This window comes from Acinetobacter sp. UBA3106, assembly GCA_002365595.1.
GTDB lineage: Bacteria > Pseudomonadota > Gammaproteobacteria > Pseudomonadales > Moraxellaceae > Acinetobacter.
In genome coordinates this window covers 104,173-119,252 of the sequence record DFAM01000001.1, presented here as the reverse complement: position 1 = coordinate 119,252, position 15,080 = coordinate 104,173, and the positions used below count along the sequence as shown (strand labels likewise).

Here is a 15,080-nt window from a genome sequence, read left to right as displayed (position 1 = left end):
GTGATTCCTACAGGTTATTCATTCAACCTGGATGGTACTTCAATCTACCTGACTATGGCTGCAATCTTTATTGCTCAGGCCACCAATACACAGCTTGATCTTGCTCACGAAATTACGCTTTTGGCGGTGCTGTTAATCTCTTCTAAAGGTGCTGCGGGTGTAACAGGTTCTGGCTTCATTGTTATGGCAGCAACCTTGTCTGCGGTTGGACATATCCCGGTAGCAGGTTTGGCATTGATTCTGGGTATTGACCGCTTCATGTCTGAAGCACGTGCCTTGACCAATCTGGTAGGTAACTCTTTGGCGACAATTGTGGTTGCGAAATGGGTCGGTCAATTAGACACAGCTCAGTTAAATGAAGCATTAAACAATCCTGAAATGGTTGACCAAAAAATGCAGGAAGAAGCGAATCAAGCGCACGCTTAATCGATTCTGATGGTAAAAAGGAAGCTTCGGCTTCCTTTTTTATTGACCTTAAAGTCATAAAATAAGATCGTTATAGTTCATGACACAGTCTAATAAAATGAATAGGATAGTAAAGTAGAAGAAATAACAATGACGAAAGACAAGGACGCTATATGTTGGCTTATGATGCTGATTTAGAATTATTCCGTGACAACTTCAAACGCTTTTTGAATGAGCATATTGCACCGCATTATGAACAGTGGGAACAGGAAGGCATTATGCCTCGTTCGATCTGGAATTTGCTGGGCGAAAATGGTTTCTTATGTGTGGATGTGCCTGAAGAATATGGCGGTTATGGTGTTCCGACGCATTATTCACTGATGCTGGTAGAAGAGTCTGCACGTGCCGGATATAGCGCCATATCAACAGGGATTTCATGTCACTCTGAAATTGCCGCACCTTATATTTTGCATATTGGAACGGAAGAACAAAAGCAGTACTGGTTGCCAAAAATGGTGACAGGTGAAGTGGTGGGGGCAATTGGGATGACTGAACCCGGCGCCGGTTCAGACTTGCAGGCGATGCGTACCAATGCCATCTTGCAGGACGATCACTATCTGCTGAATGGTTCTAAAACTTTTATCTCCAATGGTCAACATGCTGACCTGGTGGTTTTGGCAGCTAAAACGGATCCGCAAGCCCGTGCAAAAGGCGTGTCTTTGTTGCTGCTGGATACCCATCTGGAAGGCTTTAAAAAGGGCACCAACCTCAACAAAATTGGTTTGCACTCACAAGATACTTCAGAACTGTTCTTCGATAATATCAAGGTGCCTAAAGATCAGTTGCTGGGGCAGGCGGGACAAGGTTTCGCCTATTTAATGCAGGAATTGCCACGTGAGCGTACCGCCATTGCTGCGACAGCGATCGGTGCGATTCGTGGTTCAATTGATGTCACCATTGCCTATGTGAAAGAACGCCAAGCTTTTGGCCAGCCGATTAGCCAGTTCCAGAATACCCGTTTTGTCTTAGCTCAGGCGAAAATAGAGGAGCAGGCAACCGCTGCTTTTTATAATCAAAATGTTGAACTTTATATGCAAGGTAAACTGGATGTGGAAACTGCTGCAGCATTAAAAAGTTTTGCAACCGACATGCAGATGAAAATAGCGGATAAGCTGTTACAGCTGTTTGGCGGTTATGGCTATATGACTGAGTATCCAATTTCACGTTTCTTTGTAGATGCGCGAATTCAGCGGATTTACGGGGGAACCAATGAAATTATGAAAGAGATTGTGGCGCGTAGTTTATTGGGGCGTTAATTCATCAAGAACAAGCTGCAATAAAAAGAGTGAAGTAGAACTGCACCCTAAAAGCTGGACACCAAGTCTGACTTTGCAGGGTGCTTTTTTATTGATTTAAAACCATTAAACTTTCTTCAATAAAAGCGGGTAAATCGTCAGGTGAGCGCGATGAAATATACAGATTATTATCATTGACCACACCGACATCATAATAGACTGCACCTGCATTGATCAGATCTTTTGCGACCGTTTTAAAGGTGGTCATTAAACGACCTTTTACGACTTTGGCAGTAATCAATAACTGCGGACCGTGACAGATGCTCAAAATAGGTTTCTGTGCATGGGCAAAGTTCCGCACAAAATCCACGAAGCGGTCATCACCACGCAGTCGGTCTGGAGAATATCCGCCAGGAATAAGTAGGGCATCAAAATCATGCACGGTGACATCATCTATACTTTGATCAATAGTCACAGCGGACTTGCGCTTATGACCATAGACAATATTGCCTGCCTTGTTTTCAATATTTAAAACACTATGGCGTGCAGCGCGAAAGGCGTGCACGGGTTCTGAATATTCAACATCTTCAAAATCATGAGTCACTAAAACGGCGATTCTTTTTGACATTCTTGTTGTTCCGAATTGCTTTGTTCACAGACTATAAATTAAACATTAAACTTTTGTGATGGAGTTTGGTAAGTTACTCTTGCATATATAAAATTGACGTAGATAAATATTTTTATATATTTATAAGTATTTGTAAAAATTAAAAAAATAAGACATAAACTTTTGTTTCTACTTATGTCGAAATCTAGCTCGTAGAATTTTTCCGATGATTGACTTTGCAAGTTCGTTTCATCTGTCTCTCTGAATTTTGGAATTAGATTGTAGTCGAGTAGTCTTTACAGCGTTTATAAGGAATAAAAACGGCACAGTATTAAGTGTTTTTAACGATGAGCTTATTTGCAAATAACGATAAATTTATTCAATGAAATGACATAAAATCGTCAGCCCGATGGCCGAATTAGAAATCTACAGTTGCATTTCAATTTTGATCAAATGGGTAAAAGGTCATTAATTTTAAAAATTCATTGCAAAAACATGGAGAATAAAATTGCTGATTAAATCAACTGTATGTTTTTAAGACTGAATCAATCAAAGTCTTATTGCGTAACATTTGAAAGCTAACTATTGTTATACTGTTTGCATAACGTTTTTGAAGGGCAACATAACAATGATCCAAGACGATCAAAACACGACGACTTCTCTTGACCTTGCTCAAATCCGTGAGGATATTGATTCTGTAGATCAACAGATTCAACAGCTTATTAACCGACGCGCAAAATTAGCTGAAGCGGTGGCAAAAGCAAAATTTGCAGCTGAAGAGAATCCATTGTTTTACCGTCCTGAACGTGAAGCACAAGTTTTGCGCAATGTTATGCAGCGTAATGAAGGGCCATTGTCGGATGTCACCATGGCGCGTTTGTTCCGTGAAATCATGTCTGCGTGTCTGGCATTGGAAGCTCCACAAAGTATTGCTTTTCTGGGGCCTGTCGGTACCTATACCCATTCAGCCGTATTGAAACATTTCGGACAGGATGCCATTGTCCGTCCGCTTCCAACCATTGATGAAGTTTTCCGTGAAGTCGAAGCGGGTAGTGCGCATTATGGTTTAGTCCCTGTTGAAAATTCGTCTGAAGGTGTGGTGAACCATACTTTGGACTGTTTCAAATCTTCCCACTTAAACGTGATTGGTGAAGTTGAGCTGCGTATTCATCACCAGTTCCTGATTTCATCGAATACCCGTAAAGACAGCATTAAACAGATTTATGCGCATCAGCAGACCTTGGCACAATGCCGTGGCTGGTTAGATGCACATTATCCGGGTGTGGAACGGGTGGCTTTAAGTTCCAATGCTGAAGCTGCACGCCGTATTCGCAATGAATGGCATTCAGCTGCAATTGCGTCCGAAGTGGCTGCCAATATTTATGACCTGGAAATCCTGCACAGCAATATTGAAGACAATCCGGAAAATACCACACGCTTCCTGGTGATTGGCCGTGAAAAAGTACCGCCAAGTGGTAATGACAAAACCTCATTGCTGATTTCAGCGCATGACCGTGCCGGTGCCTTGCTGGAAATTCTGGCACCCTTTGCCAAACACAACATTAGTTTAACCAGTATTGAAACCCGTCCTGCATTGCCTGAAAAATGGGCCTATGTGTTCTTTATTGACTTAGAAGGCCATGTTGATCAGGACAATGTCAAAGCGGCGATTGAAGAAATTCGTCCTTTGGTGAAAGAAGTTCGAGTATTGGGTTCATATCCTATTGCAGTTTTATAAATCACTGTGGTGATCGGCTTAATTTTTTAATTTTAAGCTGATCCCTTTTATCACTTGAAATAGCTGGAAGAGTAACATGTCGTTTGTCCCTGCCAATGAAGGCATCTCAAAGTTAAAGCCTTATCAACCAGGTAAACCTATTAGTGAACTTGAGCGTGAGTTAGGGATTACTGATATTGTCAAATTGGCCTCGAATGAAAATCCGTTGGGCTGTTCTGACAAAGTCAAACAGGCTGTGGCAGCTGAACTGGCTGAAATTGGCCGCTATCCGGACGGTGGCGGTTTTATTTTAAAAGACCAGATTCAGGCACAATTCGGTGTGACTGCTGACCGTATTACTTTGGGTAATGGTTCAAACGATTTACTGGAAATGTTTGCCCGTGCATTCGTATCAGAAAAAGATTCTGTGATCTACAGCCAGCATGCATTTGCCGTATATGCCTTGGTCACTCAAGCGATTAATGCAGAAGCGATTGAAGTACCGGCCAAAGGTTTTGCTCATGATCTGAATGCTATGGCTGCGGCAATTCAAGACAATACCAAACTGATTTTTATTGCCAATCCAAACAACCCGACCGGAACTTGGTTTGAAGAAGCTGAATTTGAAGCCTTCATGCAAAAAATTCCGGCCAATGTGATTGTGGTTCTGGATGAAGCTTATGTGGAATATTTCCCGGAAAACTTTAATAGCTTAAAATTCTTAGAACAATATCCAAACATTATTGTCAGCCGTACCTTGTCTAAATGTTATGGTTTGGCAGCGCTGCGTGTTGGTTTTGCCTTGGCATCGAAAGAGGTTACTGACTTCTTAAACCGTATTCGCCAGCCGTTTAACGTGAACCATTTAGCCATGGTCGCTGCGGTTGCTGCACTGAAAGATGAAGACTTTATTGAGCAATCACGTGTAGTGAATAAAGCCGGCATGAAACAGCTGGAACAGGGCTTTGCTGCACTGGGCTTAAATTATGTTCCTTCCCGTGCCAACTTCATTTTAGTCGATGTACAGGCAGATCCGGCAGCAACCTTTAATGCCTTATTAAAAGAAGGTGTGATTGTACGTCCGGTCGGTATTGCCAATCATCTGCGGGTATCCATTGGTACTGAAGCGGAAAATGCAAAGTTCTTAGCTGCTTTGGCTAAGGTGCTTGAATTAGAGGCTGTTGCATAAATCATGTCTGTGCCACTGTTTGAAAAAGTTGCCTTTATTGGACTTGGGCTGATTGGCTCAAGTCTGGCTCGTGTCATCATTGCTGAAAAACTGGCAAAGCAAATTGTTGCTTCAACGCGTTCGCAAAAAACACTGGACGATGCCAAAGCACTTGGATTGATTCAGGAAGGCTATAGCAATCCTGTCGATGCGGTGCAAGGTGCAGATCTGGTGGTATTGGCTTTGCCGGTACGTGCAACGCAAAAAGTATTGCAAACCATCAAACCTTATCTGTCAGAGAATACCATTATTACCGATGTGGGCAGTACCAAGGGTAATGTGGTCGATGCAGCCAAAGCGGTATATGGTGAAAACCTGCCCGCTGGCTTTGTGCCGGGTCATCCGATTGCAGGTGCAGAACATACTGGCGTACATGCAGGTAAGGTCGATTTGTTTGCCAATCATAAAGTGATTTTGACCCCGCTACCTACCAGTAGCGACTGGGCGGTGGATAAACTGGTTCAGCTGTGGCAAGCGGCAAAAGCGGAAGTGATTTGCATGGATGTGGACAAGCATGATGAAGTGCTGGCACATACCAGCCATCTTCCGCATTTGATGGCATTTAATCTGGTGGAGCAACTGGCGAATCGGGAAGATAATCTCGATATCTTCCGTTATGCTGCCGGTGGATTTCGTGATTTTTCGCGCATTGCAGCCAGCGATCCGCAAATGTGGCACGACATCTTTTTTGCCAATAAAAAAGCCATCTTAAATGCAGTAGATGGATTTGAACAGCAACTGGCGCAAATCCGAAAGCTGATTGAAAATGAAGATTCACAGGCATTGATGGGCTTGCTTGGGCATGCCCAGGCAGCACGACAGCATTTTAATCATATGCTGTCCAAAAAACCTTTCATGGAGAACAATAAAGTGACGACACAGCAATTTACAATTTTACCGGGTAAGAAAAATTTCCAGGGTAAATTTACCGTGCCAGGGGATAAATCTGTGTCACACCGTTCCATCATGTTTGGTGCGATTGCGGAAGGTACAACCCATGTCACCGGTTTTCTGGAAGGTGAAGATGCTTTGGCCACGCTGCAGGCTTTTCGTGATATGGGTGTCAGCATTGAAGGACCTAAAAATGGCGAAGTGACCATCCATGGGGTAGGTATGCATGGCTTAAAATCCCCTGCAAGTGCCTTATATATGGGTAACTCGGGTACTTCTATGCGTCTGCTTTCTGGCATGTTGTCTGCTCAGAAGTTTGATTCAGTCATGACTGGCGATGCATCCTTGTCTAAACGTCCAATGGAACGGATTGCCAAACCATTACGTGAAATGGGTGCGCAAATTCAAACCACGGGTGAGCGTGGTACGCCACCTGTGTCTATTACCGGCAATCAGGCGCTAAAAGGTATTCATTATGACTTGCCGATGGCCTCGGCTCAGGTGAAATCAGGGATTCTACTGGCAGGTCTGTGGGCAGAAGGTGAAACTGTAGTCACTGAACCGGAACCCACCCGTGATCACTCTGAGCGTATGCTTCGTGCCTTTGGTTATGAAGTAAAAACTGAAGGCAACCGCATTTCACTGCAAGGTGGCGGTAAGCTGGTCGGTACTGAAATTCAGGTTCCGTCTGATATTTCATCTGCAGCGTTCTTTATGGTCGGTGCTGCGATTACTGAAGGTTCTGATGTCACTCTGGAAGCGGTAGGGATTAACCCGACACGTACCGGCGTAATTGAAATTTTGAAACAGATGGGTGCAGATTTAACTGTTGAAAATGAACGCATTGCTGGGGGTGAACCGATTGCAGATATTCGTATTCGCGGCTCACGTACCTTAAAAGGCATCCATATGCCGGAAGATCAGGTGCCATTGGCGATTGATGAATTTCCGGCATTATTCATTGCTGCGGCTTGTGCTGAAGGTCAAACCATTTTGACTGGTGCGGCTGAACTTCGTGTAAAAGAATCTGATCGTATTCAGGTGATGGCAGATGGCCTGCAAACCATGGGTATTGACTGCACACCAACCGATGATGGCATCATCATTGAAGGTAAGGGTAAATCAGGTGACTGGTCAGCTATCTTTACGGGTGGTGAAATTGAATCGCATCATGACCATCGTATTGCCATGAGTTTTAGTATGGCGGGCCTACGTACTTCAGGTGAAATCAAGATTGTCGGTACCGAAACGGTAGCCACCAGTTTCCCGACTTTCACTGAATTGACCAATCAGGCAGGTTTAGCGATTCAGGTCAGTGAGTAATTAGTCTAATTTTGTGTATTTGTTGGACAACAGCCAGGCTTTTGCTTGGCTGTTTTGCTTTTATTGCTTATTCTAAAACCATACAACAAGAAAGCCTTTGGATGCACAGATGAGAACATTACAATTTACCGCAAACTGTGAAAAACATAACCATGATTTATCATCCAGTGATTGTTATGTGACACAGGAATATGTGACCGAATTATTATCTAAACAGCTTGAACAATTTGGCTTTAAAACGAATGTCATGAATGAGCAAAATCATGAACAGCTCGCGGTGAGTGTGGAAGATTATCCTGTTGCTTTGGGGGTGAATTGTAGCGTGAAAGACGAAAATGGCTTATTGGTTTGTGAAATCAGTGCATCTGCCGATGAAACGCAGGACTGGTTTACAAAAATTGAAACTCAAAGTGTAATTAAACAGCTGGCTCAGGCGGTCGAGAATACCTTAAAAGAAGATGAGTCTTTTAGTGAGTTTGAGTGGAGATAATAAATTACTATTATTTTCCGTTGAATGAATATTGAAAAAGGAGGCAATAAGCCTCCTTTTTTATTTTTTGTCTATTGCCTATTGTCTATTGTCTTGGATTAGCCTGTACAAAGCCTTATTCAAAGGCAATATTCAGAATTAATACCTGACTAGAAAACGGGAAATAGCTATACGTAATTGCTTTAAATATCCAGTAAAGAAGTGATTCGCACCAGGTAAAACAGTAATTAAATGGCGTTGTGGTTTGGCCCATTGAATCAGGTCAGATAACAGGGTGACCTCATCTGCTTCACCATGAATAAATAAAATATCGCCTTTAATATGTGGGGTGACATAGTGGCGAACACCTGCAACTGTTGTGGTCGGTAAACCACATAAAATGGTCTGCACAGGTTGTAGTTCAACAGGAAGCAGAGCATAGCATTTGGTCATGACATTCGCGCCAAAACTAAAGCCGCCTGCATAAAATGGCAGGTTGGTATGTTGGCTACGTGCGTATTCAATCACCTTCAATGTATCTTTGGTTTCACCATCGCCTTCGTCATGTACTCCAGCACTTTGACCAGAACCGCGAAAACTTGGACGATAGACGACACAACCGCGTTCTAAAAACATTTGTGCTAAAAGTGCAGGGACTTTGTGCTGTGGTGTGCCACCTTGCAGTGGATGAGGATGAGTAACTACCGCGAATCCTTTCACTTCACCCTGAGGATAATCAACAAAAATTTCCAGTTGACCCGCAGGACCTTGAATGAAAACTTGCTCGGACATGTCACAACTGACTCATAACAGGAGAATCGGACATTTTACCGATAATGTTCAGTAAAAACACAAATTGGAAATAAAATAAGTCTACTGTTATAGTTTGTTTAATTGTTTTTTGATCAGGTTCTTCATGCTCGCCTTAATTTCTCCTGCCAAGACTTTAGATTATGAATCTGCACTTCCAACCGATGCCTATACACTACCAAGATTGCTAGAACATTCACAAGAACTTATAGACGTAAGTCGTAAACTGTCTGCTGCAGATATCGCCAATTTAATGAGCGTGAGTGAAAAAATTGCCAAGTTAAATGTAGAACGCTTTAATGACTGGCAAGCAGAGTTCAATTTTTCCAATGCACGTCAGGCTTTATTTGCCTTTAAAGGGGATGTGTATACTGGCCTGGATGCGTATGCGCTGAATGATCAGCATATAGCCTATGCACAGCAACATTTGCGCATGTTGTCTGGACTTTACGGTTTGTTGCGTCCTCTGGATTTGATGATGCCGTATCGTCTGGAAATGGGCACCAAGCTAAAAAATCTACGCGGTCATAACCTGTATGAATTCTGGGGTGACAATATTACCCAGTTAATCAATGCTGATTTGCAGCAGGCGAATTCGGAGTTATTGGTGAATCTCGCTTCTGATGAATATTACAAGTCGGTAAAACCGGGTAAAATTAAAGCGAAAATTATTAAGCCGGTATTTTTAGATCAGAAAAATGGCAAATATAAAGTGATTAGCTTTTATGCAAAAAAAGCCCGTGGCTTGATGGCACGCTATATTGTTGAACATCAGTTAAATCAAGCAGAGGATTTAAAGTCATTTAACGTTGAAGGTTATTATTTTGATGTTGCAAGCTCGCTTCCGGGGGAGCTGGTGTTTAAGCGCGATGAACAGCAAGTCGCATAAATAAGAGATTGGTGAAGCAAAAATCCCGATGTATTTCGGGATTTTTTTTTGAAAAAAATCAATAAAATGATAAGTTTTTGTCAATATAGATATTTTAATTGTTTGTTAATATAAGACAAATTTTTTTGAATAATAAGTTTTTATTATGAGAAGATTATTGGTTCCAATATTTATTTTTGCAGTGATTGTGCTGGGCTGGGCGGTTTACCAAGACAATCAAATGAAAAAAAAGCAGCAAGTCGATCAGTTGATTCAGGATGCTCACCAGTCATTAAAGGTTGTGGAGAGTAATCCGAATAATATGGTTTTAGAACCGTTTGAAACTGCCGATCCTGTTCTGTAGGGGATTTACATGTGAAATCTAGCCAGTTTTAGTGCCTGGACTTTATACGCTATGTTTGAAAGATGTGATTAGCTAATTGAAATTTAATTCAAAATAAATTTTAGAAACAATAAAAAGCATTGTGTTATAATTTGCCACAATCTTAATTGACTGCTTGTTTTTTTATTTTAAGCATTTGATTTTGATATGTAAGTAGGCTGCATAAAAGTTATGCGGCTTTTTTGTTTACAATTTTTGCTACTTGATTGTTTCTGGCTTGAAGGCAGATTTGTGCAAAATGCTTATTTTAAAAACGGAAATATGGGCATATCCATGGCTGGGACATCTATAAACTTAATGGTGATTTGAGAAACGGATCATTAATTTTATAGCGTGCTGACGGCATAAAGTTTACTTACAGGGGTAAAGTCATGACGACTCCTAATCCATCTTCAGAGAATATGCTGGAACGCTTATTTAAGCTCAGTGAAAATAAAACCAGTTTTCGCACAGAAGTTCTTGCGGGTGTAACTACTTTCTTAACCATGTGTTACATCATTATTGTCAATCCAATGATTTTATCCGAAACCGGTATGGATCATGGGGCTGTCTTTGTTGCAACCTGTCTTGCAGCCGCAATTGGCTGTCTGGTGATGGGACTTGTGGCAAATTATCCAATTGCACTTGCGCCGGGTATGGGCTTGAACGCTTACTTTACCTATTCTGTTTGTATGGGCATGGGTGTGCCTTGGCAAACTGCACTGGCTGCTGTATTTGTTTCAGGTCTGGTATTTATTGCCATCAGTATGTTTAAAATCCGTGAAGCAATTGTCAATGCCATTCCAATGTCACTGAAATTCGCGATTGGCGGGGGAATTGGTTTATTCCTTGCTCTAATTGCATTAAAGAATTCAGGCATTATTGTTGACAATCCAGCGACCTTGGTAGGTCTGGGTGACTTGAAACAACCGACCGTATTGCTGACCTTGTTGGGCTTTCTGATGATTGTAGTGATGCATCATTTTAAAGTTCGTGGCGCTATTATTATCAGTATTCTGGTAATTACCGCTATTGCGACTGCGATGGGTCTGAATGAGTTCAAAGGTGTGGTGGGTGCGATTCCTTCTATTGCTCCAACCTTCCTGCAAATGGACTTTGAAGGCTTGTTTACAGCCAGTCTGGTGGGTGTGATTTTTGTCTTCTTCCTGGTGGATTTATTTGACTCAACCGGTACCTTGGTCGGAGTGGCACATCGTGCAGGCTTACTTAAAGATGGCAAATTACCACGTCTGAAAAAAGCACTGTTTGCTGACTCGACTGCAATTGTTGCCGGTGCAGCATTGGGTACATCTTCAACCACACCTTATATTGAATCGTCTGCAGGGGTTGCTGCGGGTGGCCGTACAGGTTTGACTGCGGTAGTTGTGGGCGTGTTGTTTGTACTGTGCTTATTCCTGGCACCTTTAGCGCAATCAGTTCCTGGTTTTGCTACCGCACCTGCATTATTGTTCGTGGGTGTGTTGATGATTCAAGGTATCGTACACATTGAGTGGGATGATATTACAGAAGCAGTTCCTGCATTCTTAACTATCGTATGTATGCCATTTACCTATTCGATTGCCGACGGTATTGCGATGGGCTTTATTAGCTACGCATTAATCAAACTGCTAACTGGGCAAGCGAAAACTGTACCTTATATGGTATGGATTGTGGCTGCACTTTGGGCATTGAAATTTGCTGTATTTGGCGGCTAATTCACCACATTCAGAATAGGGTGTAAACTCAGTTTGCACCCTTTTTTATTTTTAAAAAAATTTTATAAGGATAAGATATGAATCCAATTGAGCTTATTCAGGCATTGCCTAAAGCAGAGTTACACGTCCATATTGAAGGGACGTTTGAACCTGAACTGATGTTCGCGATTGCTCAGCGCAATCATATTGATATTCCGTATAAATCTGTAGAGGAAGTAAAACAGGCTTATAACTTCCATAATTTACAGTCATTTTTAGACATCTATTATGCGGGTGCTAATGTCCTGATTCATGAACAGGACTTTTATGATTTGGCTTGGGCATATTTTGAAAAATGTGCTGAAGACCAAGTGGTTCATACTGAAATGTTCTTCGATCCACAAACGCATACTGATCGTGGCGTTGCTTTTGAAACTGTAATTAAAGGTTTAAAACGCGCCTGTGATGATGCAAAAGCCAAATTCGGCATTAGCTCGCATTTGATCATGTGTTTCTTGCGTCATTTAAGTGAAGAAGCTGCATTTAAAACTTTGGAACAGGCTTTACCTTACAAAGATCAAATTATTGCGGTGGGATTGGACTCGAGTGAAGTTGGGCATCCACCTGCTAAATTTGAACGGGTCTTTGCCAAAGCACGTGAAGCCGGTTTTCTGGTGGTAGCGCATGCAGGTGAAGAAGGTCCGGCTGAATATGTCTGGGAAGCCTTGGATTTGCTCAAAGTGAACCGTATTGACCATGGCGTGCGTTCTGAAGACGATCCGAAGCTGATGCAGCGTTTAATTGCAGAGAAAATGCCTTTAACCGTATGTCCTTTAAGTAACTTAAAACTTTGCGTCGTCGATGATATGGCACAGCACAATATCCGTCGTTTATTGCAACAGGGCGTGCATGTGACGGTCAATTCAGATGACCCATCTTATTTTGGTGGTTATATGAATGATAATTTCATTGCAATTACAAAAGCACTCGATCTTTCCAATCAGGAATTGAAGCAATTGGCTAAAAACTCATTTGAAGCATCCTTTATTTCTGCTGCTGAAAAGCAAAAATGGGCCAATGAAATTGATGCTTTAGCCTAATTGATGATCGCGAAATATACTTTGGATTCAGTGGATTCATTGAGGAGTCCGCTGAATCATTGATGTGTTAACTATTAGGTTGTAATGTGAAAAAGAGTTTTTACTGGGTATTGCTCATCTGTTTGTTGGCAGGCTTTCTTTGGGTCTTGGCAACAGATAAGAATTCTGCTTTAACCCGGAAACTGTTGAAACCAGTCATTGAGCAAAGCTGCAAAAATGAATTAAACAATTCAAAAGTTTGGCAAGCCGCAGCTTTGTTTATGAGTTTTGATCGGCAAACCACAGTGCAAAAACAAATCTGTGGCTGCGTGGGTGAGCATGCGTTGCAGAATATCTCAGCCAAAGAGTTGGCAATGGCATCAATCGATGAATCTGAAAAAAACAGTCTGATTAAGCAGGCGGTGATGAATAGTGTTAAAGGGTGTGTTCAAGACGCTTTGAAATAATGGATAGCTAAACTTGCTATTATAAATTTAGCTATAAAAAAGCCGCATTGATGCGTGATTGTTGCGGCTTTTTATTGAAAAAAATTGATTATTTTGCCTGTCGGGTCATGCTACGCAAGATATTATCTTTATCCATAAAATGATGTTTTAATGCCGCTGCAATATGACCTACAACAAGTAAGCCTGCAAACCAGGATAAATAAATGTGGACAGGTTTAACGATGGCTAGAAGATCGGGATTGTCCTGAACTAAACGTGGAATTTCAAATAAGTATAAAACAGGTGCCGGATGGCCCGCACTCCAGCTAAACAAACAGCCGGTAATTGGTAAGGCAAGCAGCATGATATATAAAGCTAAATGTCCAAGATGTGCAAAAACTTTCATGGAAGCTGACATGCTGTCGGGTAATGTCGGAATGGGATGGGTATAGCGCCAAAAGATACGAACCAGCACCAGAAAGATAATGGTTGTGGCAATGTTCTTGTGTAAGGTAATGACCTGACCTTTAAAGCTGCCATCGACATCATAACTTAAAAAATTTCCGCTATAAAAACCAATGCACCATGCGGCAATAAAAATAGCAGCCATGAGCCAGTGCAGTGCTTGTGCCGTACGCGTATAGTATTGTGAAGTGTTTTTCATGCTATGCCAATCGAACTATATGTTCTTGTAAAAGTCTGCGTATGCTAATCAAAAAGCACCTATTAAAAAATAATGAAGATGGAACGAAGCGTGTATTTCTTGCAACACTGAGTATTTGCCGCTTTATTGAGCGGGATCATCCGCGAGTATAAAATTCAGTTGAAATATACATTTCTTCCCAGATAAAGTTTCGGCAAAATACGTGCAACCGATTTTATAACCCAGGATTTAACTGTGAAAAAACTTATCGCTGTACTTGCGCCTTTAACTTTGGCTTTAACTGCTTGTGTAGCAACGGATACAACAACAGGAACAACATCAACTGCACAATCTACAACACAGCAACTTGGCACTGCTGCAATTAAAATTGCAATTAATGCGAAATGTACCACTGAGTTGAATAATATTGCTGCATGGCAAAATGCAACCAAATTCATGACCGCAACTCAAAAGCAGAATATTCAAACTGAAATTTGTGGTTGTGTTAGCGAAAAAGCACCACAAAGCGTAACTGCCGTAGACTTGGCTACAGCAGCAATTGATCCGGCAGCACGTAATACTATTGTTTCAAATGCAGTGACTAAGACCATTAATGCCTGTGTTGCTGAAGCTGTGAGCTAATACAGATTCAATTCATGTTAAAATTAAAGAGGCTGATCTGATTCAGCCTCTTTTTTTGTAGGTAAGGCATTGATGAAAATTGCGGGTGTAGATGAGGCGGGGCGTGGTCCCTTAGTGGGTTCGGTGGTAGCGGCTGCGGTTATTTTGGATCCCAATAATCCGATAGAAGGTTTAAATGATTCTAAAAAGCTCACTGAAAAAAAACGTGAAAAATTATTCATAGAGATACAAGAAAAAGCCTTGGCTTGGGCCATTGCTTCAGCAAGCCATGAAGAAATAGACCAGATCAATATTCTACAAGCATCATTATTGGCTATGCGTCGTGCTGTGGAAGCTCTCAAGCTTCAGCCGGAGCATGTACTGGTTGATGGTAATAAAATTCCACAAGGCTTGGTTATGAGCTGTGATGCGGTCGTAGGTGGCGATGCGCTGCATGCGGAAATTTCAGCAGCCAGTATTTTGGCAAAAGTAACTCGTGACCGTGAGATGGTTGTGCTGGATCAGCAATATCCACACTTTGGTTTTGCCAAACACAAGGGTTACCCAACCAAAGCTCATTTTGAAGCGATTGCTGAACATGG

16 protein-coding genes are annotated in these 15,080 nt (G+C 41.8%); 13 read left to right on the top strand and 3 right to left on the bottom strand.

The features are described 5' to 3' along the window. Nucleotides 1-426 (top strand): cation:dicarboxylate symporter family transporter (locus tag B4C48_RS00610; RefSeq protein ID WP_291352397.1); only part of this gene is annotated, 426 nt, incomplete at its 5' end. 152 nt (nt 427-578) lie between these two features. Beyond that, a complete protein-coding gene (locus tag B4C48_RS00605; RefSeq protein WP_291352395.1) occupies nt 579-1,721 on the top strand; it encodes an acyl-CoA dehydrogenase family protein in 1,143 nt (380 codons plus the stop codon). An 88-nt stretch (nt 1,722-1,809) separates the two neighbouring features. Here the strand turns inward: B4C48_RS00605 and B4C48_RS00600 are convergent, their stop codons facing one another. After that, nucleotides 1,810-2,328, bottom strand: a complete 519-nt coding sequence (locus tag B4C48_RS00600) for a type 1 glutamine amidotransferase domain-containing protein (RefSeq protein ID WP_291352393.1) — start codon at nt 2,326-2,328, stop codon at nt 1,810-1,812. 607 nt (nt 2,329-2,935) lie between these two features. Between B4C48_RS00600 and pheA the strand changes: the two genes are divergently transcribed. The 4 genes from pheA to B4C48_RS00580 all read left to right on the top strand — a co-directional run bounded on the left by pheA (nt 2,936) and on the right by B4C48_RS00580 (nt 7,956). After that, nucleotides 2,936-4,045 carry a prephenate dehydratase gene (pheA, locus tag B4C48_RS00595; protein ID WP_291352391.1) on the top strand — a complete coding sequence of 370 codons (1,110 nt, stop codon included), beginning with the start codon at nt 2,936-2,938 and terminating at the stop codon, nt 4,043-4,045. Nucleotides 4,046-4,121: 76 nt separating this feature from the next. Then, a complete protein-coding gene (hisC, locus tag B4C48_RS00590) occupies nt 4,122-5,213 on the top strand; it encodes a histidinol-phosphate transaminase (RefSeq protein WP_291352389.1) in 1,092 nt (363 codons plus the stop codon). A gap of 3 nt (nt 5,214-5,216) precedes the next feature. Next, complete coding sequence (locus tag B4C48_RS00585; RefSeq protein WP_291352387.1) at nt 5,217-7,466, top strand: bifunctional prephenate dehydrogenase/3-phosphoshikimate 1-carboxyvinyltransferase; 2,250 nt, start codon at nt 5,217-5,219, stop codon at nt 7,464-7,466. 109 nt (nt 7,467-7,575) lie between these two features. Beyond that, nucleotides 7,576-7,956, top strand: a complete 381-nt coding sequence (locus tag B4C48_RS00580) for a hypothetical protein (protein WP_291352385.1) — start codon at nt 7,576-7,578, stop codon at nt 7,954-7,956. Between the two features lie 138 nt (nt 7,957-8,094). On the opposite strand, the gene B4C48_RS00575 is transcribed toward B4C48_RS00580, so the two are convergent. Further along, nucleotides 8,095-8,727: an alpha/beta hydrolase gene (locus B4C48_RS00575; RefSeq protein ID WP_291352383.1), complete on the bottom strand. Its 633-nt coding sequence runs from the start codon at nt 8,725-8,727 to the stop codon at nt 8,095-8,097. 124 nt (nt 8,728-8,851) lie between these two features. Between B4C48_RS00575 and yaaA the strand changes: the two genes are divergently transcribed. The 5 genes from yaaA (at nt 8,852) to B4C48_RS00550 (ending at nt 13,235) form a co-directional block, all read left to right on the top strand. Beyond that, nucleotides 8,852-9,634 (top strand): peroxide stress protein YaaA, encoded by a 783-nt coding sequence (yaaA, locus tag B4C48_RS00570; RefSeq protein WP_291352381.1) that lies wholly within the window; start codon nt 8,852-8,854, stop codon nt 9,632-9,634. Between the two features lie 145 nt (nt 9,635-9,779). Then, on the top strand, nt 9,780-9,977 hold the full coding sequence (locus B4C48_RS00565; RefSeq protein ID WP_291352379.1) for a hypothetical protein: 198 nt from the start codon (nt 9,780-9,782) through the stop codon (nt 9,975-9,977). A gap of 410 nt (nt 9,978-10,387) precedes the next feature. Beyond that, a complete protein-coding gene (locus B4C48_RS00560) occupies nt 10,388-11,710 on the top strand; it encodes an NCS2 family permease (protein ID WP_291352378.1) in 1,323 nt (440 codons plus the stop codon). A 77-nt stretch (nt 11,711-11,787) separates the two neighbouring features. Next, nucleotides 11,788-12,789 (top strand): adenosine deaminase, encoded by a 1,002-nt coding sequence (locus tag B4C48_RS00555; protein ID WP_291352376.1) that lies wholly within the window; start codon nt 11,788-11,790, stop codon nt 12,787-12,789. 86 nt (nt 12,790-12,875) lie between these two features. Then, nucleotides 12,876-13,235 carry a hypothetical protein gene (locus B4C48_RS00550; RefSeq protein ID WP_291352374.1) on the top strand — a complete coding sequence of 120 codons (360 nt, stop codon included), beginning with the start codon at nt 12,876-12,878 and terminating at the stop codon, nt 13,233-13,235. Nucleotides 13,236-13,323: 88 nt separating this feature from the next. Here B4C48_RS00550 and B4C48_RS00545 read toward each other — a convergent pair whose 3' ends face one another. Continuing rightward, on the bottom strand, nt 13,324-13,878 hold the full coding sequence (locus tag B4C48_RS00545) for a cytochrome b (protein WP_291352372.1): 555 nt from the start codon (nt 13,876-13,878) through the stop codon (nt 13,324-13,326). A gap of 234 nt (nt 13,879-14,112) precedes the next feature. On the opposite strand from B4C48_RS00545, the gene B4C48_RS00540 reads away from it, so the two are divergent. Beyond that, nucleotides 14,113-14,499: a hypothetical protein gene (locus B4C48_RS00540; RefSeq protein WP_291352370.1), complete on the top strand. Its 387-nt coding sequence runs from the start codon at nt 14,113-14,115 to the stop codon at nt 14,497-14,499. A gap of 72 nt (nt 14,500-14,571) precedes the next feature. Further along, on the top strand, nt 14,572-15,080 hold a 509-nt coding region (gene rnhB / locus B4C48_RS00535; RefSeq protein ID WP_291352368.1), incomplete at its 3' end, for a ribonuclease HII.